The sequence below is a fragment of the Burkholderia sp. BCC1977 genome (assembly GCF_905339595.1).
Taxonomy (GTDB): Bacteria; Pseudomonadota; Gammaproteobacteria; order Burkholderiales; family Burkholderiaceae; genus Burkholderia.
This window is the reverse complement of record NZ_CAJPGQ010000069.1, coordinates 1-24,352: the sequence shown is the minus strand read 5'-3', so window position 1 is coordinate 24,352 and position 24,352 is coordinate 1. Positions and strand designations below refer to the sequence as shown.

Annotated in this window: 23 protein-coding genes; 15 read left to right on the top strand and 8 right to left on the bottom strand. The window is 68.4% G+C overall.

What is annotated here, in order from left to right:
- Positions 1 to 214 precede the first annotated feature (214 nt).
- The 9 genes from U5771_RS33285 to U5771_RS33245 all read left to right on the top strand — a co-directional run bounded on the left by U5771_RS33285 (position 215) and on the right by U5771_RS33245 (position 11,060).
- Positions 215 to 1,717 (top strand): aldehyde dehydrogenase family protein, encoded by a 1,503-nt coding sequence (locus U5771_RS33285; RefSeq protein WP_322027872.1) that lies wholly within the window; start codon positions 215 to 217, stop codon positions 1,715 to 1,717.
- Between the two features lie 88 nt (positions 1,718 to 1,805).
- Positions 1,806 to 3,146, top strand: coding sequence for an aspartate aminotransferase family protein (locus U5771_RS33280; RefSeq protein ID WP_257769402.1), 1,341 nt, complete (start codon positions 1,806 to 1,808; stop codon positions 3,144 to 3,146).
- 254 nt (positions 3,147 to 3,400) lie between these two features.
- The gene (locus U5771_RS33275; RefSeq protein ID WP_322027871.1) at positions 3,401 to 4,903 is read left to right on the top strand and encodes an APC family permease; all 1,503 of its coding nucleotides are present in this window, start codon (positions 3,401 to 3,403) and stop codon (positions 4,901 to 4,903) included.
- Positions 4,900 to 5,490, top strand: coding sequence for a DUF3156 family protein (locus U5771_RS33270; protein WP_322027870.1), 591 nt, complete (start codon positions 4,900 to 4,902; stop codon positions 5,488 to 5,490). The genes U5771_RS33275 and U5771_RS33270 overlap by 4 nt, the downstream gene beginning before the upstream one ends.
- Before the next feature lie 59 nt (positions 5,491 to 5,549).
- The gene (locus U5771_RS33265) at positions 5,550 to 6,488 is read left to right on the top strand and encodes a helix-turn-helix domain-containing protein (protein ID WP_322027869.1); all 939 of its coding nucleotides are present in this window, start codon (positions 5,550 to 5,552) and stop codon (positions 6,486 to 6,488) included.
- Between the two features lie 176 nt (positions 6,489 to 6,664).
- The gene (locus U5771_RS33260) at positions 6,665 to 7,873 is read left to right on the top strand and encodes a porin (RefSeq protein WP_322027868.1); all 1,209 of its coding nucleotides are present in this window, start codon (positions 6,665 to 6,667) and stop codon (positions 7,871 to 7,873) included.
- Between the two features lie 187 nt (positions 7,874 to 8,060).
- On the top strand, positions 8,061 to 9,299 hold the full coding sequence (locus U5771_RS33255) for an ABC transporter substrate-binding protein (RefSeq protein WP_322027867.1): 1,239 nt from the start codon (positions 8,061 to 8,063) through the stop codon (positions 9,297 to 9,299).
- Between the two features lie 34 nt (positions 9,300 to 9,333).
- Entirely contained in the window at positions 9,334 to 10,203 is an 870-nt protein-coding gene (locus U5771_RS33250) for a sugar ABC transporter permease (protein ID WP_322027866.1), read from the top strand.
- Positions 10,200 to 11,060: a carbohydrate ABC transporter permease gene (locus U5771_RS33245; RefSeq protein WP_322027865.1), complete on the top strand. Its 861-nt coding sequence runs from the start codon at positions 10,200 to 10,202 to the stop codon at positions 11,058 to 11,060. The genes U5771_RS33250 and U5771_RS33245 overlap by 4 nt, the downstream gene beginning before the upstream one ends.
- A gap of 9 nt (positions 11,061 to 11,069) precedes the next feature.
- On the opposite strand, the gene U5771_RS33240 is transcribed toward U5771_RS33245, so the two are convergent.
- Entirely contained in the window at positions 11,070 to 12,092 is a 1,023-nt protein-coding gene (locus U5771_RS33240; protein ID WP_322027864.1) for a LacI family DNA-binding transcriptional regulator, read from the bottom strand.
- A 6-nt stretch (positions 12,093 to 12,098) separates the two neighbouring features.
- Between U5771_RS33240 and U5771_RS33235 the strand changes: the two genes are divergently transcribed.
- Complete coding sequence (locus U5771_RS33235) at positions 12,099 to 13,019, top strand: phosphatidylinositol-specific phospholipase C (RefSeq protein ID WP_322027863.1); 921 nt, start codon at positions 12,099 to 12,101, stop codon at positions 13,017 to 13,019.
- A gap of 89 nt (positions 13,020 to 13,108) precedes the next feature.
- Here the strand turns inward: U5771_RS33235 and U5771_RS33230 are convergent, their stop codons facing one another.
- Positions 13,109 to 13,720 (bottom strand): LysE family translocator, encoded by a 612-nt coding sequence (locus U5771_RS33230; protein WP_124610304.1) that lies wholly within the window; start codon positions 13,718 to 13,720, stop codon positions 13,109 to 13,111.
- A gap of 82 nt (positions 13,721 to 13,802) precedes the next feature.
- Between U5771_RS33230 and U5771_RS33225 the strand changes: the two genes are divergently transcribed.
- Positions 13,803 to 14,330 (top strand): GNAT family N-acetyltransferase, encoded by a 528-nt coding sequence (locus U5771_RS33225; protein ID WP_322027862.1) that lies wholly within the window; start codon positions 13,803 to 13,805, stop codon positions 14,328 to 14,330.
- A 15-nt stretch (positions 14,331 to 14,345) separates the two neighbouring features.
- Here the strand turns inward: U5771_RS33225 and U5771_RS33220 are convergent, their stop codons facing one another.
- From U5771_RS33220 to gcvA, 3 genes are all read right to left on the bottom strand, one after another.
- The gene (locus U5771_RS33220) at positions 14,346 to 15,407 is read right to left on the bottom strand and encodes an alkene reductase (RefSeq protein ID WP_322027861.1); all 1,062 of its coding nucleotides are present in this window, start codon (positions 15,405 to 15,407) and stop codon (positions 14,346 to 14,348) included.
- A gap of 72 nt (positions 15,408 to 15,479) precedes the next feature.
- Entirely contained in the window at positions 15,480 to 15,788 is a 309-nt protein-coding gene (locus tag U5771_RS33215) for an ArsR/SmtB family transcription factor (protein ID WP_044846683.1), read from the bottom strand.
- Between the two features lie 144 nt (positions 15,789 to 15,932).
- Positions 15,933 to 16,832, bottom strand: coding sequence for a transcriptional regulator GcvA (gene gcvA, locus U5771_RS33210; protein WP_322027860.1), 900 nt, complete (start codon positions 16,830 to 16,832; stop codon positions 15,933 to 15,935).
- 120 nt (positions 16,833 to 16,952) lie between these two features.
- Here gcvA and U5771_RS33205 point away from each other — a divergent pair, with 120 nt between their 5' ends.
- Complete coding sequence (locus U5771_RS33205) at positions 16,953 to 17,657, top strand: SDR family oxidoreductase (RefSeq protein ID WP_322027859.1); 705 nt, start codon at positions 16,953 to 16,955, stop codon at positions 17,655 to 17,657.
- A gap of 34 nt (positions 17,658 to 17,691) precedes the next feature.
- On the opposite strand, the gene U5771_RS33200 is transcribed toward U5771_RS33205, so the two are convergent.
- The 3 genes from U5771_RS33200 to U5771_RS33190 all read right to left on the bottom strand — a co-directional run bounded on the left by U5771_RS33200 (position 17,692) and on the right by U5771_RS33190 (position 20,287).
- Positions 17,692 to 18,831 carry a patatin-like phospholipase family protein gene (locus U5771_RS33200; protein ID WP_322027858.1) on the bottom strand — a complete coding sequence of 380 codons (1,140 nt, stop codon included), beginning with the start codon at positions 18,829 to 18,831 and terminating at the stop codon, positions 17,692 to 17,694.
- 123 nt (positions 18,832 to 18,954) lie between these two features.
- A complete protein-coding gene (locus U5771_RS33195) occupies positions 18,955 to 19,296 on the bottom strand; it encodes a cupredoxin domain-containing protein (RefSeq protein ID WP_322027857.1) in 342 nt (113 codons plus the stop codon).
- A gap of 46 nt (positions 19,297 to 19,342) precedes the next feature.
- Positions 19,343 to 20,287 carry a metallophosphoesterase family protein gene (locus U5771_RS33190; RefSeq protein ID WP_322027856.1) on the bottom strand — a complete coding sequence of 315 codons (945 nt, stop codon included), beginning with the start codon at positions 20,285 to 20,287 and terminating at the stop codon, positions 19,343 to 19,345.
- A gap of 254 nt (positions 20,288 to 20,541) precedes the next feature.
- Between U5771_RS33190 and U5771_RS33185 the strand changes: the two genes are divergently transcribed.
- The 3 genes from U5771_RS33185 to U5771_RS33175 all read left to right on the top strand — a co-directional run.
- Positions 20,542 to 22,131 carry an inorganic phosphate transporter gene (locus U5771_RS33185; RefSeq protein ID WP_322027855.1) on the top strand — a complete coding sequence of 530 codons (1,590 nt, stop codon included), beginning with the start codon at positions 20,542 to 20,544 and terminating at the stop codon, positions 22,129 to 22,131.
- A gap of 80 nt (positions 22,132 to 22,211) precedes the next feature.
- Positions 22,212 to 23,966, top strand: a complete 1,755-nt coding sequence (locus tag U5771_RS33180) for an ABC transporter permease subunit (protein ID WP_322027854.1) — start codon at positions 22,212 to 22,214, stop codon at positions 23,964 to 23,966.
- A gap of 11 nt (positions 23,967 to 23,977) precedes the next feature.
- Positions 23,978 to 24,352: ATP-binding cassette domain-containing protein (locus tag U5771_RS33175; RefSeq protein ID WP_322027853.1), on the top strand; the 375-nt coding region annotated here is incomplete at its 3' end.

Sequence of the window (24,352 nt, the reverse complement as noted above, 5' to 3'; positions counted from 1 at the left end):
CCGCACCGCACCGCGCCGCACCGCGCCGCGCCATTCATCCGACGATAGCGCGGCATTCGCACGCCGCCATTCCACATTCCCGAGTCATCCGCGTTTCGATCGCCCACGCGCTGCCAATTTGCGCTCACCGGGCGCGATCCCCCGTCGATACAGTGGTTCGACGCCCGCATGCCCGAGCGCACGCGGCCCAGCCATGACAATCATCGAGACGCCCATGAGCACCACGAACTTCGTCGTCGTCAGCGACACCGTGCGCACCTTCGTCGCGCGCGACTTCGGCCTTTTCATCGACGGCGCCATGCAGCCCGCGCACGCGGCCGCGCGGCTCGACGTGTACGACCCGGCGACGGGCGAGCGGCTCGCGACGGTCGCGGATGCCGACGCGCACGACGTCGACCGCGCGGTCGCCAGCGCGAAGCACGCATTCGACACCCGCGTGTGGAGCGGGCTGCGCCCGGCCGACCGCGAGCGCATCCTGCTGAAGCTCGCCGACCTGATCGAAGCCGACGCCGAAACGCTCGCGCAGCTCGAAACGCTGAACCAGGGCAAGTCGATCCACGTGTCGCGCGCGATCGAGGTCGGCGCGAGCGTCGAATACGTGCGCTACATGGCCGGCTGGGCCACCAAGATCACCGGCCAGACGCTCGACGTGTCGATCCCGTTCCCGCCCGGCGCGCGCTATACGGCCTATACGCGCAAGGAGCCGGTCGGCGTGGTCGCGGCGATCGTGCCGTGGAATTTCCCGCTGATGATCGCGGTGTGGAAACTGATTCCGGCGCTCGCGGCCGGCTGCACGATCGTGCTGAAGCCGTCGCCGGAAACGCCGCTCACCGCGCTGCGCCTCGCCGAACTCGCCCGTGACGCCGGCGTGCCGCCCGGCGTGTTCAACGTCGTCACCGGCGGTCGCACGTGCGGCGCCGCGCTGTCGAGCCATCCGTCGATCGCGAAGATCTCGTTCACGGGTTCGACGGCGACCGGCAAGCTGGTCGGCGCGGCGGCCGTGCAGAACATGACGCGCTTCTCGCTCGAACTCGGCGGCAAGAACCCGATCGTGATGCTCGACGACGTCGACGTCGCGCAGGCGCTCGACGGCGTCGCCGCCGGTGCGTTCTTCAACCAGGGGCAGGTGTGCGCGGCCGCGTCGCGCATCTACGTGCACCGCAGCAAGTTCGCGCAGCTCGCGGACGGCCTCGCGGGCGTCGCGCAGTCGATGAAGCTCGGCGCGGGCCTCGACACGACCGCGCAGATCAACCCGCTGGTCTCCGCGCACCATCGCGACAAGGTCGTCCAGCACATCGAAGGCGCGCGCCGCGCGGGTCTCACGTTCCTCGCGGGCGGCACGCCGGCCGACGACCTGCCCGGCTACTACGTGAAGCCGGCCGTGATCGCCGATCCGCATCCGGACAGCGCGATCGTGCGCGACGAAGTGTTCGGCCCGGTGATCGTCGTCGTGCCGTTCGACGACGCGGCCGACGCGGTGCGACTCGCGAACGCGTCGCCGTACGGTCTCGCCGCGAGCATCTGGAGCAACGACCTGAAGCGCGTGATGAACCTCGTGCCGCAGATCGAGGCCGGCACCGTGTGGGTGAACTGTCACATTCCGCTCGACCCGTCGATGCCGTTCGGCGGCTACAAGCAATCGGGCATCGGCCGCGAGTTCGGCCAGTACGCGATCGAAGGCTTCACCGAAACCAAATCCGTCTGCATCGCGCACTGACGCGCGGCGCGGGCTCCGAACACCCCGCAAACCTCGAACCTCGATCCCGGACGATCGAGGTTCCAACGATCCGAAAGTGGAGATTGCAATGAGCTACAACGAAGCGAAGTTCTGGCACCCGATGCTGCACCCGAACGAAATGAAACAGCGCAAGCCGATCCGCATCGTGCGCGGCGACGGCTGCTACGTGTTCGACGAAACCGGCAAGCAGCTGGTCGACGGCGTCGCGGGCCTGTGGAACGTGAACGTCGGGCACAACCGCCAGGAAGTGAAGGACGCGATCGTGCGCCAGCTCGACGAACTCGAATACTTCCAGCTGTTCGACGGCATCTCGCATCCGCGCGCGGAAGAACTGTCGAAGAAGCTGATCGACATGCTGGAGCCGGAAGGGATGCGCCGCGTGCTGTACAGCTCGGGCGGCTCCGACTCGATCGAGACCGCGCTGAAGATCGCGCGCCAGTACTGGAAGGTGCGCGGCCAGGCGGATCGTACCAAGTTCATCTCGCTGAAGCAGGGCTATCACGGCACGCACTTCGGCGGCGCGTCGGTGAACGGCAACACGGTGTTTCGCCGCAACTACGAGCCGAACCTGCCCGGCTGCTTCCACGTCGAGACGCCGTGGCTGTACCGCAACCCGTTCACGCAGGATCCGGAGGAACTCGGCCGGATCTGCGCGGAAATGCTGGAGCGCGAGATCCAGTTCCAGAGCCCCGACACGGTCGCCGCGTTCATCGCCGAGCCGGTGCAGGGCGCGGGCGGCGTGATCGTGCCGCCGGCCAACTACTGGCCGCTCGTGCGCGAGGTGTGCGACCGCTACGGCGTGCTGCTGATCGCCGACGAAGTCGTGACCGGCTTCGGCCGCAGCGGCAGCTTGTTCGGCAGCCGCGGCTGGGGCGTGCGTCCGGACATCATGTGTCTCGCGAAGGGAATTTCGTCCGGCTACGTGCCGCTCGGCGCGACGGCCGTGAACGCGCGGATCGAGGACGCATTCGCCGCGAACGCCGACTTCGGCGGCGCGATCATGCACGGCTACACGTACGCGGGGCACCCGGTCGCATGCGCGGCCGCGATCGCGAGCCTCGACATCGTCGTGAAGGAAGACCTGCCGGCGAACGCGGCGAAGCAGGGCGCGTATCTGCTCGAAGCGCTGCAGTCGTTCCCGGAACGCTTCGCCGCGGTCGGCGAGGTGCGCGGCAAGGGGCTGATGCTCGCGCTCGACCTCGTCGCGAACAAGCAGACCCGCGAGCCGATCGACCCGCTGTCCGGCTACGCGAACGCGGTCGCGGAAGTGGCGCGCGAGCACGGCGTGCTGGTGCGTCCGGTCGGCACGAAGATCATCCTGTCGCCGCCGCTCGTGATCCAGCGCGAGCAGCTCGACCGGATCGTCGACGCGCTCGCGGCGGGCTTCGAGGCCGTGCCGTTCGCGTGACGCCGTGACGGGGTGAGCGCGTGACGCCGAACCGGCGGTGGAGGGCGGGATAACCCGTTCGCCACCGCCGGTTTGCCGATTTGCGCTATGACCGGATTATTTTGCCTGCGTATTTTTTCGACATCGGATCAGGATTGGATCGACAGGGGCCCGGGCGGCGACGCGCTGAAGCGCCGCCCCGGGCCGACCGCGAAGCATGGCACGGAACGGGCGCGGCAGCGCCGGTTCCGGCCCAAAAAGGGAAGGAGACGAAGATGTCGGGATGGTCTGAAGTGACCGGCGCCGCGGGCGATACGCCCGCCGGTGCGTCGGCTGAAGCGGGCGGCGGCACGGTGCTGAAGGCGGGCGCGGTCGGGTTTCCGACCGCGCTGGCGAGCGCCGTCGGCCTCATCATGGCGAGCCCGGTGATTCTCACCGCCACGTCGGGCTTCGGGATGGGCGGCTGGGCGTTCGCGGTCGCGATGATCATCGCGTTCGTGATGATGCAGGCGCAGGCGACGACGTTCTCCGAAGCGGCCGCGATGCTGCCGACGGCCGGCTCGGTTTACGATTACCTGTCGTGCGGGCTCGGCCGCTTCTGGGCGATCACCGGCACGATTTCCGCGTATTTCCTCGTGCACGTGTTCGCCGGCACGGCGGAGACGATCCTGAGCGGCATCATGGCGCTCGTGAACTTCGAGTCGCTGAACGCCGCGTTCGAGAAGCACAACAGTTCGTGGCTCGTCGGCGTCGGCCTCGTGATCACGTTCGCGATTACCAACATCATCGGCATCAAGGTGTTCAGCAAGCTCGAGATCGTGCTGACGGCCGGCATGTGGCTGTCGCTGATGATCTTCGGGATCCTCGGCCTCGCGGCCGCGCCGGCCGTGCATCTCGACGGCTGGTTCGGCGGCTCGGAAGTCGGCACGTCGGTGTCGGCCGTGCTGTCGCTGGTCGGGATGGCGATGTTCATGTTCGTCGGCTGCGAGTTCGTCACGCCGCTCGCGCCGGAAATGAAAACGCCGGGCCGCACGATTCCGCGCGCGATGGCGCTCGGCCTCGTCGGCGTCGCGATCTGCATGTTCCTGTACGGCGCGGCGATCCGCCGCCAGGTCGCGAACGTGCCGGTGAGCCCGGACGGCCTCACGCACCTGCTCGACACGCCGGGCGCGATTCCCGCGTTCGCGCTGCAGGTGCTCGGGCCCTTCGGCCGCATCTGGTTCGGCATCGCGTTCCTGTGCGCGGGCGCCGCGACGATCAACACGCTGATGGCCGGGCTGCCGCGCATCCTGTACGGGATGGCGATCGACGGCGCGCTGCCGCGCTGCTTCGCGTATCTGCATCCGCGCTTCAAGACGCCGGTGGTCGGCATCGTCGCGGCGGCGGTCGTGCCGATCTTCCATGCGTGGCTGATCAACGGCAATCTCGACAGCATCCTGCACCTCGTGCTCGCCGCGACCTGCGCGTGGGGCACCGCGTATCTGCTCGTCACCGCGTCGGTCGTGATGCTGCGCATCCGGCGCCCGGATCTGCCGCGCCCGTACCGTTCGCCGCTGTTCCCGCTGCCGCAGATCGTGTCGAGCGTCGGCATCGTGCTCGCGATCTGGTACATCACGCCGCCCGGCATGAACGCGCGCGACATCTACGTGCCGTTCGGCGCGATGCTCGGGCTCACCGCGCTGTACGCGCTGTTCTGGACGGTCGTCGTGCAGCGCCGGCATCCGTTCAAGCCGGTGCCGGTGGAAGAAGTGCTGCGCAACGAGCACGTCGCGTCGTGAGGCTCGCATTCGCCCGGTGGCGCGCGGCGCCCGACACACCGCCGCCCGGCCATCGGCCCGGCGCGATCGCCGCGCGCGTGCTGGCCGACCTCGGTGCGGTGCGCGATGCACATGACGCGGCCGGCGAGGCGGCAACCCGGCTGCCGAACGGCGTGCGCGTCAGCATCGAAGAGCGCATCGACCGGCAGTTCCTGATGCATACGGTCAGCGTGCAGGTGTCGATCGACGCGGCCGGTCCGGCCGGACAGGGCCTGGCGCGCGTGCTGCAGACCGGCTGGCTGCGGCGCACCGGCATCGCGGCCGAGCCCGTGCCGGGATGTGACCCCGGATTCATGCGGACGGTGCGCGCGCTCGTCGCGGATTCGTCACTTGCCGACGCGCTCCGCCCGCTGCACCTGACCGACTGCACGATCGCCGCGCGCGACGGGTGCTGGACGCTCGCGGTCGTGCCGTTCGGCGGCAGCGAGGTCGTGAACCGGATGCCGTCGTTTCGCCGCTACGTTCGCGTGACCGGCGAGCAGGCCGCCGCGCTGTCGGCGGCCTGTCTTGGATTCGAAACTGCACTGCGCGGAATTTTGCGGGGGTAAGCTGTGGCGCTGCGCGCCGTGCGGCCGCAGCGTGGATCAGGGTTTTACCGGAGATGCCGATGCTGTTCCAGTCACGCTCACACGAAGACGTGCACGACCACGGGCTCGCGATCGCGGGTTGGCATCAGGTCTACCGCCAGATGACGCCGGGCCGGTTCAGGGGCACCGTCACGCAGGTGCTGTACGACGATTTCCATTTCTTCCGCGAGACGACCAACCGGCGTGTCGCGCAAACCGGCCTCGCGCCGGCCGGGCGCACGTCGCTCGCGGTGCCGCTGTCAGTGCCGCTCGCCGGCACGTTCCAGGGTCAGCCGATCGATGGCTATGCGCTGCTCGCGCTGCGCGCCGGCGAGGATTTCGAATTCCACACGCCGGAAGGGATGGGGCTGGTCGGGATCAGCGCCGCGTCGGACATGGTCGACGAGCTCTGTGAGGCCGAATTCGGCGCGGCCGGCGCGCGCAAGCTGCGGCACGTCACGCGGCTGTCGGACGCGCAAGGTGTCGCGCTCGGCGCACGGTTGTCGTCGCTGATCGACGACGCGCAGCGCAATCCCGGCTGCCTCGAATACGCGGCCACCCGCAAGATGTTCCGCGACACGATGCTCGGCATGTTCCTCGATGCGCTCGAGCAGGGCATCGGCGTCGAGCGCCGCGACATCACGCACGCTACCTACAGCGATATCGTCAGCCGTTGCGAGAAACACCTGCGCGACCGGCCCGAGGAACCCGTCACCGTGCTCGAACTGTGCCGCGCGCTGCGCTGCAGCCGCCGCACGCTGCAGACGAGCTTCCAGCGCGTCGCCGACGTCACGCCCGTCGGCTATCTGCGCACGATCCGGCTGAACGCGGTGCGGCGCCTGCTGCGCACGACGTCCGCGCACCAGCTCGGCGTCGGCGAGGCCGCCGCGAGCTGGGGCTTCACGCATCTCGGCTATTTCGCGCGCGAGTATCGCGACCTGTTCGGCGAGCTGCCGTCGCAAACCTTGCGCCCCGAATGACGTCTGCGCACCGCGACGGTGCCGCCCGGCGCCGTCGTGCGTTGCACGTTCCGTTCGCTTCACCATTTGCTGATTTGGGATAGAGGTCCCGAATTTTCGCTGGATAGAGTCCTGTCACCGATATCGACAACACCATCGATCTGCACTGCGAATCGATGACAACAGAGGGGCGGGACATGAAGATCGGACGAAGACTGGCCGCGGCCGCGGCCACGCTGGGGTGCATGCACGCACACGCGCAGACCTCCGGCAGCGTGACGCTGTACGGCACCGTGGACACCGGCATCATCTATTCGACGAACCAGCAGTTCACGCGCGCCGACGGCAGCACGGGCGGCGGCCATGCATGGCAGATGGGCGGCGGCAACCTCGTGCCGTCCCGCTTCGGATTCCAGGGCGCCGAGCCGCTCGGCGGCGGGCTCAACGCGGTGTTTTCGCTCGAGCAGCAGTTCCTGTCCGCGAACGGGCAGGCGCTGCAGGGCGGCGCCGCGTTCAGCCGGCAGGCGTGGGTCGGGCTGCGCCAGGATGCGATCGGCACGCTCGGCCTCGGCCGGCAATACGATTCGTACACGGACATGCTCGGCGCCTATGTATCGAGCAACAACTGGGCGACGCCGTACGGTTCGCACCTCGGCGACGTCGACAACCTGAACGCCGCGTTCAACTTCAACAACGCGGTGAAGTTCACCAGCGCGGACTTCAACGGGCTGACGTTCGGCGGCACGTTCAGCTTCGGCGGGCAGGCCGGCGACTTTTCCGCGAAGCGCGGCTATGCGGTCGCCGCGACCTACACCCGCGCGCCGGTCGCGTTCTCGGTCGGCTATCTCGACCTGCACCAGCCGCTCGACGCGGCGCTCGGCGGCGCGAGCGGCTACATCGGCGACTTCGCGTGCAGCAATCCGGGCGCGATGTACTGCCTGCTGCAGGACGCGGGCTCGATGCGCGCGTTCGGCGCGGGCGGCTCGGTGACGCTCGGCGCGGCGACGGTCGCGCTGACCTACACGCACACGCGCCTCGGCGACAGCCGCTATTTCTCGACCGACGCGCAGCCGCGCACGCAGGCGTTCACGTTCGACGTCGGCGAGCTGAACGTCACGTACATGTTCACGCCCGCGCTGCAGGGCGGCGTCGCGTACATCTTCAACGCCGCGCACACCGACGGGCGCGGCACGACGCGCTTCCACCAGGTGAACGTCGGCACGAACTACAGCCTGTCGAAGCGCACCGCGCTGTATGCGGTCGCGATCGGCCAGATTGCGAGCGGCACGGGGCTCGGCACCGAGGCGAACGGCAATGCGGTGAACTACGCGCAGATTCCGGTGCTCGCGAACAGCAATTCGAGCCGGCAGCTCGCGGTGATGGCCGGGATTCGCGTGAACTTCTGACGGTGCGCATGCGCTGGCCCGGGCGGGGCGGCCGGCCGCGATGGCGGCCGGTCTCGCCGCGTGCCACAAATTCTTAACGATCGACGTGAACAATGGCGTTCGCTTCAGGCCGCCCGAAGCGTCGCCCGCGTTGCACACGTGTGCAACGCCAGGCCGACCCGCCACCACACCGATCGAGAGAGACCTCATGACCCTGCTGAGCCGCCTGCGCGCGCTGTCCGCCGCCGTTGCGCTGTCCCTTGCCGCCTCGCATGCCTTCGCGGCGGACCTCGTCATCGCGGGCCGCGACGACATCTACGGCAAGGGGCTGGCCGACGCCGTCGCCGGCTTCACCAAGCTGCATCCGGGCACCGAGATCGAGCTGCTCAAGCTGCCGAACGCGAACCTGTACCAGAAGCTGAAGCTGTCGATGCGCGAAGGCACCGGCACCTACGACCTCGTGATGATGGACGACACGTGGGCGCCCGAATTCATCGGCAACGGCTGGCTGAAGCCGCTGCCGGCATCGCTCGCGGACGCCGATCTCGTGCCGTCCGCGGTCGCGCTCGGCCGCAACGCGGCGGGCGCGCTGTACGCGCTGCCGATCGTCGGCAACGTCGAGATGTTCGCGTACCGGACGGATCTGCTCGCGAAATACAAGCTGCAGCCGCCGCGCAACTGGGACGACGTGCTGAAGATCGCGCAGACCGTCGGCGGCGCGGACAAGAGCGTGTCGGGCGTCGTGTTCCGCGGCACCAAGGGCAACCCGGTCGTGACGGGCTTCCTGCCGATCCTGTGGGCCTACGGCGGCGACGTGTTCGACCGTGCCGGCAACGTGACGATCGATTCGCGCGAGGCGCAGGCCGCGCTGAAGACTTTCCTCGCGCTGAAGGCCTCCGCGCCGAAGGACGTCGACGTGTACGGCGCCGCCGAAGTGCGCGACGCGCTGCAGCGCGGCACGGCCGCGCAGTCGATCGAGGTGTGGCCGGCGTGGATCCCGGCGCTCGACGATCCGAAGCAGTCGCGCGTGGTCGGTCAGATCGCGCTGCAGCCGCCGCCCGGACAGACGGCCGGCCCGGCGCCGATGCTCGGCATCTGGCAGATGGGCATTCCGAAGGACGCGCCGCACGCGAAGCTCGCGCAGGATTTCCTGGCCTACCTGAGCGCACGCGACACGCAAACGCGCCTCGCCGGGATCGGCATTCCGCCGACGCGCCGCAGCGTGTTCAACGATCCGGCGCTGGTGCGCCAGTACCGCTGGTATCCGGATCAGCTGAAGGCGCTCGAGGCCGGTCGTGCGCGGCCGCGCGTGAAGGACTGGCAGCAGGTCGAGAGCATTCTCGGCGACCAGCTGCAGCTCGCGCTGACCGGGCAGGCCGCGCCCGACGCCGCGCTGCGCCAGGCGCAGCAGAAGATCGCGCAGGCGATGGCCGCGGCCGGCAAGTGACGGCCCGTCGTCACGCATCGTCCGGAAGCCGCGCATGAAAGCCCTCGGCCGCAGCCTGCCGTTCGTCGCGCTGCTCGGGCCCGCGTTGCTGGTGCTGGCCGCGCTCGCGCTGTACCCGGTCGCGCAGGTGCTGATCGACTCGTTCTGCCAGGTCGACTATGCGGCCGGCCGGCGCGCGTTCGTCGGGCTCGCGAACTATCGCGCGGTGCTCGGCGACGACGCGTTCGCAGCCGGCTTCGGCAATACCCTGCGCTTCACGATCGCGGCGTCGCTCGTCGAAGTCGCGCTCGGCTTCGGTCTCGCGCTGCTGTTCGTCCGCGCGTTTCCGGGGCGGCGCATCGCGCTGCCGCTCGCGATCCTGCCGATGATGCTGTCCACGCTCGTGTGCTCGGCGATCTGGCGCAACTGGCTCAATTTCGACGGCTTCCTGAACGCGCTGCTCGCCGCGTTCGGCATCGACGGCGTGCGCTGGCTGTCCGATCCGCATCTTGCGTTGTGGTCGCTCGCGCTCGTCGACGTGTGGCAGTGGACGCCGATGGCGTTCCTGATCGTGCTGGCCGGGCTGCAATCGATCCCGCAGGAACTGTACGAAGCCGCGCGCACCGACGGCGCGAGCGAATGGCAGTGCCTGCGCGACATCACGCTGCCGCTCGCGGCGCCGCAGATCGGCCTCGCGCTGCTGCTGCGCTCGATCGACACGTTCAAGCTGTTCGACAAGGTCTATGCGCTGACGGGCGGCGGCCCCGGCAATGCGACGCAGACGCTGTCGACCTACATCTACGACACGGGCTTCCGCTTCTTCAACGTCGGGCCGGCGAGCGCTGCGTCGGTGTTGATGCTCGCGGCGTCCGCACTGCTGGTTTCGGGGTACGTATGGCAGACGGTTCGCAAGCGGCGCGCATGACGGCGCGATCCGCGGGCGTCGCGCACCCGCGAGCGGGGGCCGTAGTCGGTCGGGCGGCGCCGTGGGCGCTGCGCATCGTCGCGCTCGCGCTGTTGCTGCTGCCGTGTCTGTGGATGGCCGGCGCGGCATTCATGCCGACCCTCGAGCGCCTCGATCATCCGCTGCGGCTCTGGCCGGCCGCACCGACGCTCGAGCATTTCGCGTCGGTGTGGTCGAACGGCATCGGCGCGCCGCTCGCCAATTCGCTGCTGGTCGGGTTCGGCACGACGCTGCTCGCGCTGACGCTCGCGTTCCCGGCCGCGTATGCACTCGTGCGGCTGCGGTTTCCGGCGCGGCTGGATGTGCTGTTCCTGATGCTCGTGCTGGCCTTGAAACTGATGCCGCCGATCACGATCGCGGTACCGCTGTTCGCGCTCGCGAAGCGGCTGCATCTGCTCGATTCGACGCTCGGGCTGATGCTGGCCTACCAGATCTACGCGCTGCCGATGGCGATCTGGATGCTGCTCGCGTTCGTGCGCGACGTGCCGATCGAATACGAGGAGGCCGCGTGCATCGACGGTGCGGGGCGCGCGCGGCGGCTCGTGCAGATCGTGCTGCCGCTGTGCGCGCCGGGGCTGATCGCGACCGCGATCTTCGTGTTCATCGCCGCATGGAACGAGTTCCTGATCGCGCTGCTGTTCGTGTCGACGCCGAGCCGCTTCACGCTGCCGCTCGCGATTGCCGGCTACGTGACGGAGAACGGCATCGACTGGGGCGACCTGATGAGCGCGGGGCTGCTGGCGTCGCTGCCGACGCTTGCCGTGGCCGGTTATGTGCAGCGCTATTTGCTGCGCGGCTTCGCGGGCGGGCTGAAGTGACGCGACGCGTTACGCGCAGCTATGCCGGACCACGTGTGTAACCGGCACGACGCGCGTGCGCGAGGCGCCGTCGAACGTCTGGATCCGGTCGGCGAGCAGGTCGACGGCCGCGTGCGCGAGGCCTTGCGTATCCTGGCGCAGCGTCGTGAGCCGATACGCGTCGTATTCGGCGGCGGGGATGTCGTCGAAACCGATCACGCGCAGGTCGTCCGGCACGCGCAAGCCGAACGCGTCGCGGGCGGCGTCGATCACGCCGAGCGCGAGCAGGTCGGACGAGCAGAACACACCGTCCGGGCGCTCGCCGGCGGCGAACAATTGCCGCGCGGCATCGATGCCGCACGCATGCGTGTCGGAGTGCGTATCGATCACGCGAACGAGCGCCGCATCGTACGCGTCGCCGCGTTGCAGCGCCTGCTCGAACGCATCCGCGCGCGTGCGTGCGCTGTAGCTCGCGGTACGCGGCCCGACGAACGCGAGCCGGCGCGCGCCGGCCCGCACGAGCCGTTGCGCGGCATGGACGGCGCCCGCCGCGTTGTCGCTGACGACGACATCCGCGCCCGGCAGGTTGGCTTCGCGGTTGATCATCACGACCGGGATCCGATGGTCGAGATACTGCTGCGCGACCGACAGCGGCGGCGACGCGGACGTCATCACGAGGCCCGCGATCCGGTAGCTGAGCAGCCGTTCGAGCGATTGCCGGACCTGATGCGGATCATCCGCATTGGTCACGAGCGGCGTGAACGCGCGCTGCCCGAGCGCGGCCATCAGGTCCGACAGCAGCCGCGCGCGGAACGGATTCTCGAACCCGGCCGTCACGACGCCGATCATGCTGCTGCGCTGCGTGATCATGTCGCGTGCGATCAGGTTGACCTGATAGCCGAGCGCGCGTGCGGCCGCCATCACGCGTTCGCGCGTCTCGGGCGCGATGCTCGCCGTCGGCGAGAATGCGCGCGACACCGCGGAGCGCGACACGCCGGCCCGCACCGCGACATCCGATGCGGTCACCCACGTCTTTCTTTCCTTGTCAGTCATCGATTCATGATCCCTTCACGACACGAAGCCCCTGCGCCGCTGGCCGACTGGATGTCGGCGCTCGACGACGCGCGGCCGCTGCATACGCTGACCCTACCGGGCAGCCATGACACCTGTGCGTATACGGTCGACGATCCGCTCGTGCGCACGCAGCGCGCGCCGCTCGATGCGCAGCTCGCGCACGGCGTGCGGCTGCTCGACATCCGCTGCCGGCACCGGTTCGATACGTTCGATATCCATCACGGCGGGATCGCGCTCGGCCTGTCGTTCGACGACGTGCTGGCGGATTGCACGCGCTTTCTCGATGCGCATCCGCGCGAATGCATCGTGATGTCGGTGAAGGACGAATGGGCCGCGCATGCGTGCACGCGCAGTTTCGATGCGACGTTCGATGCGCATTGCGCGCGGCATCCGCGGCTGCGCTGGCATGCGGGCGGCGCGCTCCCGGCGCTGGGTGACGTGCGCGGCGCGGTGGTGCTGTTGCGGCGGTTCCGCAGCAGCCGGCCGCTGGGCATCGACCTGACCGCGTGGCCCGACAACGCGACCTTCACGATCGATCATCCCGATGCGGCGTTCGTGATCCAGGATGAATACCGTGTGCCTGTCGCCGGGTCGATCAATTACAAGTGGCGCGTGATCGATGCGCTGCTGACCGGCATGCCGTCGCCGGAGAGCGGGCGCTGGGCGATCAATTTCTGCAGCGGGACGGGGATGGGCGCGAATCCGTCGGTGGTCGCGCGCGGCGACGGCACGGTGCAGGGGATTCAGGCGCGGTTGGCGGCGCGCTTGCGCGAAGCGCGCGGGCCGTGCGGCGCGATGCTGCTCGATTTCTGCGACGACGATGATTGGGCGTTGGTGCGGGCGTTGGTTGAGTGCAATGAGGATGTGCCGGCGCCGGGTGTGCGGCGCAGGCCGACGGGTTGCTAGAGCGAGGCGGCGTTGGAGCGTACGGCTGCGCGTGGAATGCGCTGCGGCCGCGATGCGGTGGCGCGCCTGTCAGGGATGAAGGCGCCGGCTCAACGCGTCGCGATCGCCACCGCCGCACCTGCCATCGCGGTCGCGCTCGTGCGGTTCGCGATCCGCTTCGCGCGTGCCGAAGTCAGAAAAGCCCGCGCACGCACCGCGAGCAGCGACCAGAAGCAGTCGGCGAGGATCAGGATCGCGAGCATCGTGCCGACGAGCTCGGCCCACGCGACGACACCGACGTGCGTCAGATCGACGATCGTCGGCAGCAGCGCGAGATAGAACAGCATGATCTTCGGATTGCCGAGCGTGACCAGCGTGCCCGCGACGAACATGCGCCACGGCGACTGGCCGTGCGGCAGGTCGCCGGCCTTCGTGTCGGTCGGCGCGGTCCACATCTTCCACGCGAGGAACAGCAGGTACGCGACGCCGAGCAGTTTCAGCACGAGCAGCCCCGTCTCGAACGTGCGCGCGAACGCGGACAGCCCGGCGACGGCCAGCGTGAGCCACAGCGCCTCGCCGATCCACATCGCGGCGAGGAACGGCAGCACGTCTCGCACGCCGTTCGTCAGCACGCGCGCGACGAGCGCGGCGACGCTCGGGCCGGGCGTTCCTGCGGTGACGAGCAGGGCGATGGCGAACACGGCGAGCGCGGACAGCGTCATGACGAACCTCGTGGGCGGGCGTTCGAAAGGGTTGAAGTTTCGATTATAGTGACGGCCGTTCCCGCCTGCCTACCTCGTCGTGATGACAGTATCGATCCGGATTCGTCCCGCCACGCGGGAAGACGCGGCCGCGATGGCCGCCGTGGAAGTGGCCGCCGCCCGGCGTTTTCGCGATATCGGCATGCTCGACATCGCCGAAGGCGAGCCGACCGATGCGGCCGACGTGCTCGCACGCATCGACGACGGTCGCGCGTATGTCGCGACGGACGAAGCGGGGACCTGCGTGGGTTTCGCGTTCTACCGGCTGCTCGATGCGCAGCGGCTTTATCTGGAGGAGCTGGATGTCGCGCCGTCGCATGCAGGGCAACGGATCGGCGCGCGCCTGATCGAACGGATCATGACGCGCGCCGCGCAAGACGGCATCGCACAGGTCGTGCTGTCGACGTTCCGCGACGCGCCGTGGAATGCGCCGTACTACGCGCGCCTCGGCTTTCGCATCATCGACGACGCATCGCTCGACGACGCGCTGCATGCGATCCGCGCGCATCACGTCGCACGCGGGCTCGACGAGACGCGGCGCGTGTTCATGCGCGCGGACGTGCGCGCATGAACGTGCCGCCGGCCGTCAGGCCGCGTCGCTGAGCGCCGGGTAGTCGGTGTAACCCGTTTCGCCTTCGGCGTAGAACGTCTCCGGCACCGGCTTGTTCAGCGGCGCGCCGAGCTCGAGGCGGCGCGGCAGGTCCGGGTTCGCGATGAACAGCTTGCCCCACGCGATCGCGTCGGCGTGGCCGCTCGCGAGCGTGTCCTGCGCCGATTCGAGCGTGAACTGCTCGTTCGCGATCAGCGGGCCGCCGAACGCCTCCTTCAGACGCGGGCTCAACTGGTCGCCCGAATACGATTCACGCGTGAAGATGAACGCGATCTTGCGGCGGCCGAGTTCGCGCGCGACATGACCGAACGTCGCGGCCGGGTCGGAATCGCCCATCGTGTGCGCGTCGCCGCGCGGTGCGAGGTGCACGCCGACACGGCCCGCACCCCACACGTCGATCGCCGCGTCGACCACTTCGAGCAGCAGGCGGGCGCGATTCTCGATCGGGCCGCCGTACGCGTCGGTGCGGAGGTTGGTGCTGTCCTGCAGGAACTGGTCGAGCAGGTAGCCGTTCGCGCCGTGGATCTCGACGCCGTCGAAGCCGGCCTGCTTCGCGTTCTCCGCGCCCTTGCGGTACGCGGCGACGATGCCCGGAATTTCATCGAGTTCGAGCGCGCGCGGCGTCACGTACGGACGCGGCGGCCGCACGAGGCTCACGTGACCGCCCGCGGCGAGCGCGCTCGGCGCGACCGGCAGGCCGCCGTCCAGGAACACCGGATCGGAAATCCGGCCGACGTGCCAGAGTTGCAGCACGATGCGGCCGCCGGCCGCGTGCACGGCCTGCGTCACGCGCTTCCAGCCTTCCACCTGCTCGTCGGACCAGATGCCCGGCGTGTCGGCGTAGCCGACGCCCTGCGGCGTGACCGAAGTCGCTTCGCTGATGATCAGGCCGGCCGACGCGCGCTCGGCGTAATAGCGGGCCATCAGGTCGTTGGGCACACGCGCGCTGCCGGCGCGGGCACGGGTGAGCGGCGCCATCACGACGCGGTTCGGCAGGGTCAGGTCGCCGAGGGTAACGGGGTCGAACAGGGTGGGCATGGCAAATAACCTCTTCACGAAAGGCGGGGTGGCCGTCGCGTCGTGCGCGGCGTGCGGCCCGCATGGCCTGGGTCAAAGTTCGCGGCGCAGTGCGTCGAGAAATGCGTCGATGACGGCCTCGTTGCGCTGGAAGAACGCCCACTGGCCGATCCGTGTCGACGTCACGAGCCCCGCGCGCTGCAGCGTCGCGAGGTGCGCGGAGACGGTCGACTGCGACAACCCGCAGCGCGCGTCGATCTGCCCGGCGCAGACGCCGTGGTCGTACGGCAGCGTCTGCTCCGGGAAATGCGCGCCCGGCGTTTTCAGCCAGACGAGGATTTCCCGGCGCACGGGGTTCGAAAGCGCTTTCAGGATCGCGTCGATGTCGAGTTCGGTCGGCATGGAAGGGCGTGGTGTTCAGGGCGTTCGGTCGGAAAACCGGTGCAAACGGGTATCGTCGATGGGCGAATCATATATCGTAAAAAGACGATATTTACGAAGGCACTGATCGGAGTGGGGTTGTTGATCGGTCGCGATTTCAGCGGATCACGCTTTCCCATACTGCGCGAACAGCCAGCGGCGCATCGCCTCGAGCGCTTCCGAATGCGCATTGGCCTGCGGAAAGACGACGTAAAACCCGAGCGACATCGGAAACGAAAAATCGAACACGCGCCGCAGCCTGCCTTCCGCGATATCGCGCTCGACGAGCGGCTCGCTGGTCAGCGCGATGCCTTGCCCCGCGACCGCGGCGTCGATGGCGAGCAGCGACTGGCTGAACCGCGGCCCCTTCGTCGGATCGGCCTGGCCTTTGCCGCCGAGCTTCTCGATGAACTCGGGCCAGAGGTCGTGCGCGTCGTGCAACAGCACATGCTTCGACAAGTCCGCGGGGCTCCGGATCGGCGTGCCGCCGTCGAGCAGTGTCGGGCTGGCGACGGCGAAGATGTCGAGCGGAGACAGCAACGTCGCGACCAGGCCGGCCGGGAACGGCGGCTTGCTCAGTCGAATCGCGATGTCGACGCCATCGGCCCGGAACGACGCAAGCCGTTCGTCGGCGATGACGCGAACCTCGATGTCGGGGTGCAGGCGGCCGAAGTCCGACAGGCGCGGAATCAGCCACTTCGACGCGAACGACGGCGTCGTGCTGACCGCCAGAACCGTGGGGCGCTGGCCCAGCGCGTCCGTCGCGTCGGAGATGATCTGCAGCGCGCGCTGGACCGACGAAAAATACTCGAGCCCTTCGCGCGTCAGCGCCAGCCCCCTGGGCAGCCGCCGGAACAGCTGAACCGCCACGACGTCCTCCAGATGCCTGACCTGCTGCGCCACCGCGCCCTGGGTCACGCCGAGTTCGTCGGCGGCCAGCCGGAAATTGAGGTGGCGCGCGGCGGCCTCGAACGCGCGAAGCGCATTGAGCGGCGGGAACCGACGGGTACGCGATAGAACCTTCATGCAGTAGAAATTCTACAGAGTGGATGGAGAAATCATCGTTCGACAAGTCGATTATAGAGTCCTAGAGTGCTGCCATAGATGATGATCGCGGCATACGGCCGACCTATCCTGGAGAACGGCATGACTGTAGAGAAAGTGGCTTTGGTGACGGCGGCGGGCAAGGGTATGGGTGCCGCGATCGCGCGGGATCTCGCGAACAACGGTTATCGCGTCGCGCTGATGTCGCCGTCCGGCAGCGCGGTCGAACTCGCGAAGGAACTCGGCGGGTTTGGCGTGGCGGGGTCCGTCACCGACGACGCCGACATCGCGCGTTTCGTGAACGAGACGCTCGCGAAGTACGGCCGCATCGATGCGGTCGTCAACAACACCGGGCACCCGCCGAAGGGCGACCTGCTCGCCATCGAGGACGACAAGTGGCACGAAGGGCTCGACCTGATCGTGCTCAACGTCGTTCGCGTGCTGCGCCGCGTGACGCCCGTCTTCCTGAAGCAGGGCGGCGGTGCGGTGGTCAACATTTCGAGCTTCGCGGCCGATGCGCCCGAACAGGCGATGCCGGTGTCGTCCGCGCTGCGCGCGGCGCTCGGTTCCGTCACGCGCCTGTACGCCGATCGGTATGCGAAGGACAACATCCGCATCAATTCGGTGCTGCCCGGCTTCATCGACAGCTGGCCGGAGACGCCCGAGATCGTCGCCCGCATTCCGGTCGGCCGTTTCGGCAAGACGCAGGAGATCGCGCAGACCGTGACGTTCCTGCTGTCGGAAGGCGCCGGCTACATCACCGGGCAGAACATTCGGGTCGACGGCGGCATCGTGCGCGCGCTGTAAGCCGGCGCCGGGTCAGGACGGTGCGCCGGCGGAATCAGTTGTGCCGCTCGCCGATCCGGTTCTCTTCCGGGCTCCAGACGCTGAGCCCCTCCGTCGGCTCCATCGGCTGGTCCCAGGGCCGCGCGGCGATCGCCTGCATCGTCGCGTCGAACCCGGCCTGGCGGCGTGCCGCGATGCCGTCCGGCGTGAAATCGATGTCCTTCCACTGATCGTCGCCGTCGAGCCGCGGCGCCGCGAGCTTGATCACGCGCATCGTGGTCTGGCAGCCCCATGCGGCGAGCGCCTGCACGTCGGCCGACGTGCGTTCCGCCTCCGGCAGCCGCATCACCAGTTCCTTGATCACGTGGCGCAGCCGGTGAATCTGCTGTTGCCGCGCGATGTTGCTGTCCGTGCGGCTCGCGTACTGGATGTCCTTCTGCCGCTCCGACACCTGCCAGATGCTTTGCGGCTCCGGCCCGACCGGATTCCACATCTGCACCGAGAAGATGATCGAGCTGCGGCGCGGCGCGTCGTCCAGCACGACCTCGACCGGCGTATTCGAATAGATGCCGCCGTCCCAGTAGGGCGCGCCGTCGATCCGCACGGCCGGGAACGCGGGCGGCAGCGCGCCCGAGCTCATCACGTGGTCGAGGCCGAGCGGCCGGTCGCGCGAATCGAAATAGCGCATCGTGCCGGTGCACGCGTTGACCGCGCCGACGGTCAGGCGCGGCCGGCGCGCGTTCAGCAGGTCGAGGTCGACGAGCGACGCAAGCGTGTCGCGCAGCGGCTCGACCACGTAGTACGACGCGTGCTCGACGCCGACGCGTGCGAGCGGCCCGAACCACGCGGCGGGATTCGGCCGGAAGAATCCCGGGATGCCGGCGCCGATGACCGCGAGTTCCGAGCCGATCTTGTCCCAGCTCGTCGGCAAGCCCGGCACGTTCACGGCGGGCCGTTCGGTGACGTGGCGCCAGAATTCGGCCATCCGTTGCGCGCGGTGCGCGGGCGCGTTGCCGGCGATCAGCGCCGCGTTGATCGCGCCGATCGACGTGCCGATGACCCAGTCGGGCTCGATGCCCGCCGCGTCCATCGCCTCGAATACGCCGAGCTGGTACGCGCCCAGTGCGCCGCCACCCTGGAGCACGAGCACGACCTGGCCCGGCAGTTTCGGATGTGCGGGTTGACTTGCCGTCATCGCTTGCCTCGCGGTCGGTGACGGCCGGCGGGGGCCGGCCGGATGGAACCAGTGTAGGCGATCGTCGGGCGTCGCTCCGCGGTGTCGGATCGTCGCGCGTCGCGCGTCGTTTGGCGCGCCGCGTCATTCCACGGTGATGGTCTCCTTCATGTACGGATGAATTCCGCAGAACACCTTGTACACCCCCGGCTTGTCGAAGCGGAACGAGTAGGTTTCGTCCTGGTCCAGCGCATTCGAGTGGAAGATACCCGCGTCGTTGACGACGGTATGCGGTTCCGCGTCGAGGTTCTTCCACGTGACCGTCGTGCCGGCCTTGATGGTGGTCGACATCGGCGAAAACATGAAGTTGTGGATCGTCACCAGCGGGCTGGCCGGGGTTTGCGCGCATGCGGCGAGCGGCGTGCCGGCGGCGGCCGCGCCCAGGATCAGCGCGGCCGCCAGGGTCGAGGGCTTGAAGAAGGTCATGTCGTCTCCTTGCGGACAGGGATCAGGCGAGGAATCAGGCGAGCGATCACGCGAGCGTCGTGTCGTGCAGCGAAGCCGCCACCGGATGGCCGGCGAAGTCGACGGTCGTCACGCCGAGCATCGCGGGCAGCCGGTTGCGCGGCACCGTGAGCGGCACCGGGCCCGGGCCGTTGCCGGCGGTCGGCTGCGGGAATGCGGTGGAGCGCGCGGTGTGGAACGTGATGTTGCCTTCGACCTTCGACACGATCTGGTGGATGTGCCCGTTCAGCACGGTGACCGAGCCGAAGCGGCGCAGCAGCGCCATCGTCTGCGGCGCGTCGCCGGTGCCCCAGCCCCACGGCTCGTAGATGGTCCACATCGGCATGTGCGAGAACACGACGATCGGCGTGCTCGACGACTGCCCCTTGAGATCCTGCGCGAGCCACGCGAGCTGCTCGTCGCCGAAGCTGCCGAGCCCGTTCGGCTTGAAGTGCATCACGTTGACGAGCGCGACGAAGTGCACGCCCGCGTGATCGAAGCTGTAGTAGCCGCGGTTGTCCGACGCCTTGCCGAACCGGCTGAAGTATTCGGCGCCCGAACCGTCGGTCACGTCGTGTTCGCCGGGCACCGTGTGCAACTCCGGTACGCGCAGCGCGGACAGCAGCTGCGACGCCTGGTCGAACTCCGCCGCCTTGGACAAGTGCGTGATGTCGCCGGTATGGATCGCGAGCGCGGGCGTGGCGGACATCCCGTTGACGAGATCGATGGTCTGCCGCAGCGTGGCCGAGACGTCGGGATTCGCGTCCTTGTTGAAGCCGATATGCGTGTCGCTGATCTGCACGAACAGCGGCCGGCCCTTGTCCGCGGGGAGGGCGGCGCCGCTTTGCGCGAGCGCGAGATCGAACGGCGTCAGGATGCCGCCCGACAGCGTAAACAGCGTGCCGAGGCCGCCGAACGCCATGCATTGCAGGGCCTTGCGGCGCGACGGGCGGGTGGGAGTCGATGAAGACATGTGAGCCTCGCATTCGTGTGACGGAACCGGACGGCCGGATCGTCCTGGAATAAGCCGGCGCTTTCGCCTGCGATACCGATGCGGCGGCGGTTTTATTCCCGCGTGTTACGCGGCCGGATGCGGTTGCGCACGGCTTGCGCGGCGATGACGGATCGCTGACGGATGACCTGTCAATGTCCTGTAAGTGACACGTCACATTTGCGTCATGCCCGCCCGATAGCCTGCGACACCGAATCACCTCTCCGGAGCCCCTCATGCCGAATCTCGCGGCAACGGAAACCAGCGGTGCGGCCGGTCATCGCACGCGCACCCTCAGCCTCGCGCTGTTCTTTCTGATCATTGCCTGCGGCATCGTCTACATCGGCATTCACCTCAGCGCGGATCTCGGTCCGGTCAGGGAGCGCTCGTTCCTGCCGTTCGTGCTGCTCGCCGTCGCGCTGCTGATCGCGCTCGGCTTCGAATTCGTGAACGGCTTTCACGACACCGCGAACGCGGTCGCGACCGTCATCTATACGCATTCGCTCGACCCGCACCTGGCGGTGGTCTGGTCGGGCCTGTGGAACCTGTTCGGCGTGCTCGTGTCGAGCGGCGCCGTCGCGTTCGGCATCCTGCAGCTGCTGCCGGTCGAGCTGATCCTGCAGGTCGGCAGCGGCTCGGGTTTCGCGATGGTGTTCGCGCTGCTGATCGCGGCCGTCACGTGGAACCTCGCGACCTGGTATTTCGGGCTGCCGTCGTCGAGCTCGCACACGCTGGTCGGCTCGATCATCGGCGTCGGCCTGATGAACCAGTTCGTCAGCGGCCCGTCGGGCACGAGCGGCGTCGACTGGAACCAGGCGCTCGGCGTCGGCAAGGCATTGCTGTTCTCGCCGTTGATCGGCTTCGTGTTGTCCGCGCTCGTGCTGCTGCTGTTGAAGGCGCTCGTGCGCGTGCCGGCGCTGTACCAGGAGCCGAGGGGCAACAAGCCGCCGCCGTTCTGGATCCGCCTGCTGCTGATCCTCACGTGCACGGGCGTGTCGTTCGCGCACGGCTCGAACGACGGGCAGAAGGGCATGGGCCTGATCATGCTGATCCTGATCGGCGTGATGCCGACCGCCTATGCGCTGAACAAGGCCGTGACGCCCGACCAGACGAGCACGTTCGTCGCGGTCGCGCGCCATGCGTCGACGACGCTCGTGAAGTATGCGGACCCGGCCGCGCGGTCCGCCGATGCGCGTGCCGACGTCGAGGCCTACGTGCGCACGCGCACGCTGGCACCCGCGACGCTTCCGGCGCTGCGCCAGCTCACCGACACGATCGCCGACCAGGTCGCGCAGGCCGGCGGTATCTCGAGCGTGCCGCAGAACCTCGTCGACAACGTGCGCAACAACATGTACGTCGCGTCCGAGGCGATCCGCCTGATGGAGAAGGCGAAGGCGCCGGCGTTCTCGATCGAGGACGCGAGCGCGCTCGAGGCTTTCAAGAAGCAGATGGACCGCGCGACGAAGTTCATCCCGACCTGGGTGAAGGTCGCGGTCGCGATCGCGCTCGGTCTCGGCACGATGGTGGGCTGGAAGCGGATCGTCGTGACCGTCGGCGAGAAGATCGGCAAGTCGCACCTGACGTACGGGCAGGGCGCGTCGGCCGAGGCCGTCGCGATGCTGACGATCGGGATGGCCGACGCGTATGGATTGCCGGTGTCGACGACGCACGTGCTCGCGTCCGGGGTGGCCGGCACGATGACCGCGAGCGGCGCGGGCCTGCGCTGGGACACGGTGCGCAACCTCGTGCTCGCGTGGGTGCTGACCTTGCCCGCGTCGATCGCGCTGTCGGCGCTCCTGTACTGGGCGCTGCACCGGCTGTTCTGAGCCGCGCCGGCTGAGGCCGCACCCGGCCGCGCGGCACGCGGCCGGTCCCATCGATTTTCAATTCGACCAAGACGCTACCGATGGATATCAGTTTCTTCGATCCGAATCGCACCGCCAACGCGTCCGCGTGGCGTGTGCTCCCCAACCGCTGGGACGCGGTCGCGTTTCCGCTGATCATCGGCATACTCGCGATGGCGATCGTCGGCTTCCATCAGACGATGGCCCCGATCGCGACCTTGCAGACCCAGAAGATCTCGCTCGATCCGTCGAACCTGCCCGAATATGCATTGCGCACCACGCTGCGGATGCTCGCCGCGATGGTCGCGTCGCTCGTGTTCACGCTGGTGTACGGCACGCTCGCCGCGAAAAGCCGCCGTGCGGGTATGGTGCTGATCCCGATCCTCGACATCCTGCAGTCGGTGCCGGTGCTCGGCTATATCTCGTTTACGGTCACGTTCTTCCTCGCGCTGTTCCCGGGCCGCGTGCTCGGCGCCGAGCTGGCCGCGATCTTCGCGATCTTCACGAGCCAGGCGTGGAACATGACGTTCAGCTTCTACCAGTCGCTGCGCACGGTGCCGCGCGACCTGAGCGAAGTGTCGCGCGGCTTTCACCTGACGTCGTGGCAGCGCTTCTGGAAGCTCGAGGTGCCGTTCTCGATGCCGGGGCTGATCTGGAACATGATGATGTCGATGTCGGGCGGCTGGTTCTTCGTCGTCGCGTCGGAGGCCATCACCGTCGGCAACCAGACGATCACGCTGCCGGGCATCGGTGCGTATCTCGCGCAGGCGATCTCCGACAAGAACCTCGGCGCGGTGGGCTGGGTGATCGTCGCGATGTCGGTCGTGATCCTTGCATACGACCAGTTCCTGTTCCGTCCGCTCGTCGCGTGGGCCGACAAGTTCCGGATGGAGAACACCGCGTCGGGCGATGCGCCGCAGTCCTGGCTGCTCGACATGCTGCGCCGCACGCACCTGATTCATCAACTGCTCGTGCCGGCCGGCTGGCTGCTGTCGCAGGCCGCGCGGATTCCGCTGCGCGTGCCGGCGCTGACGGGCAGGCGCTTGCGCGGCACGTCGGCGCGCGGTTCGTCGCGCGTCGGCGACATCGTGTGGGGCGCGTTCGTGATCCTGCTGACCGCGTACGTCGGGTGGCGCGTCGTCAGCTTCGTCGCGACCGGCGTGACGATGGGCGAGGTCGGCCACGTGCTGGTGCTCGGGCTGATCACGCTGCTGCGCGTGCTGGTGCTGATCGCGATCGCGTCGGTGGTCTGGGTGCCGCTCGGCGTGCTGATCGGGCTGCGCCCCGCGCTGGCCGAGAAGATCCAGCCGCTCGCGCAGTTCCTCGCCGCGTTCCCGGCCAACCTGCTGTTCCCGGTGTTCGTGATCGTGATCGTCCACTTCCACCTGAACGCGGACATCTGGCTGTCGCCGCTGATCGTGCTCGGCACGCAGTGGTACATCCTGTTCAACGTGATCGCCGGTGCGATGTCCTATCCGAACGACTACAAGGAAGCGACGAAGAATTTCCGCATTCGCGGCTGGCAGTGGTGGCGGCAGGCGATCCTGCCCGGCATTTTCCCGTACTACGTGACCGGCGCGATCACCGCATCGGGCGGCGCGTGGAACGCCAGCATCGTGTCCGAGTTCGTGCAGTGGGGCGACACGAGGGTCGTCGCGCACGGCCTCGGCTCGTATATCGCGCAGACCACCGCCGCCGGCGACTTCCCGAAGATCATCCTGGGCATCGCCGTGATGTCCCTGTTCGTCACCCTGTTCAACCGCCTGCTGTGGCGTCCGATGTACGCCTATGCGGAATCCCGGCTCCGTCTCGATTGAGAGTAAGCGCGATGCAAAACCAGACCGTAATCAACGCCCCCGTCCAGACGAGCCAGCCGCTCCAGCCGCCGCGTCTCGGCGAGGAAATCCTGCGCGTCGAGCACGTGAACCGCGGTTTCAACAAGTCGCAGGGCGAACTGCTCGTGCTCGACGATGCGAACCTGTCGCTGCGCGAAGGCGAGATCGTCGGGCTGCTCGGCCGTTCCGGCTCGGGCAAGTCGACGCTGCTGCGGATCATCGCCGGGCTGATCGAGCCGACCGGCGGTGAAGTGACCTACCTCGGCAAGCCGCTGCGCGGCCCGGCCGAAGGCGTCGCGATGGTGTTCCAGACTTTCGCGCTGTTCCCGTGGCTGACCGTGCTGCAGAACGTGGAAGCGGGGCTGGAG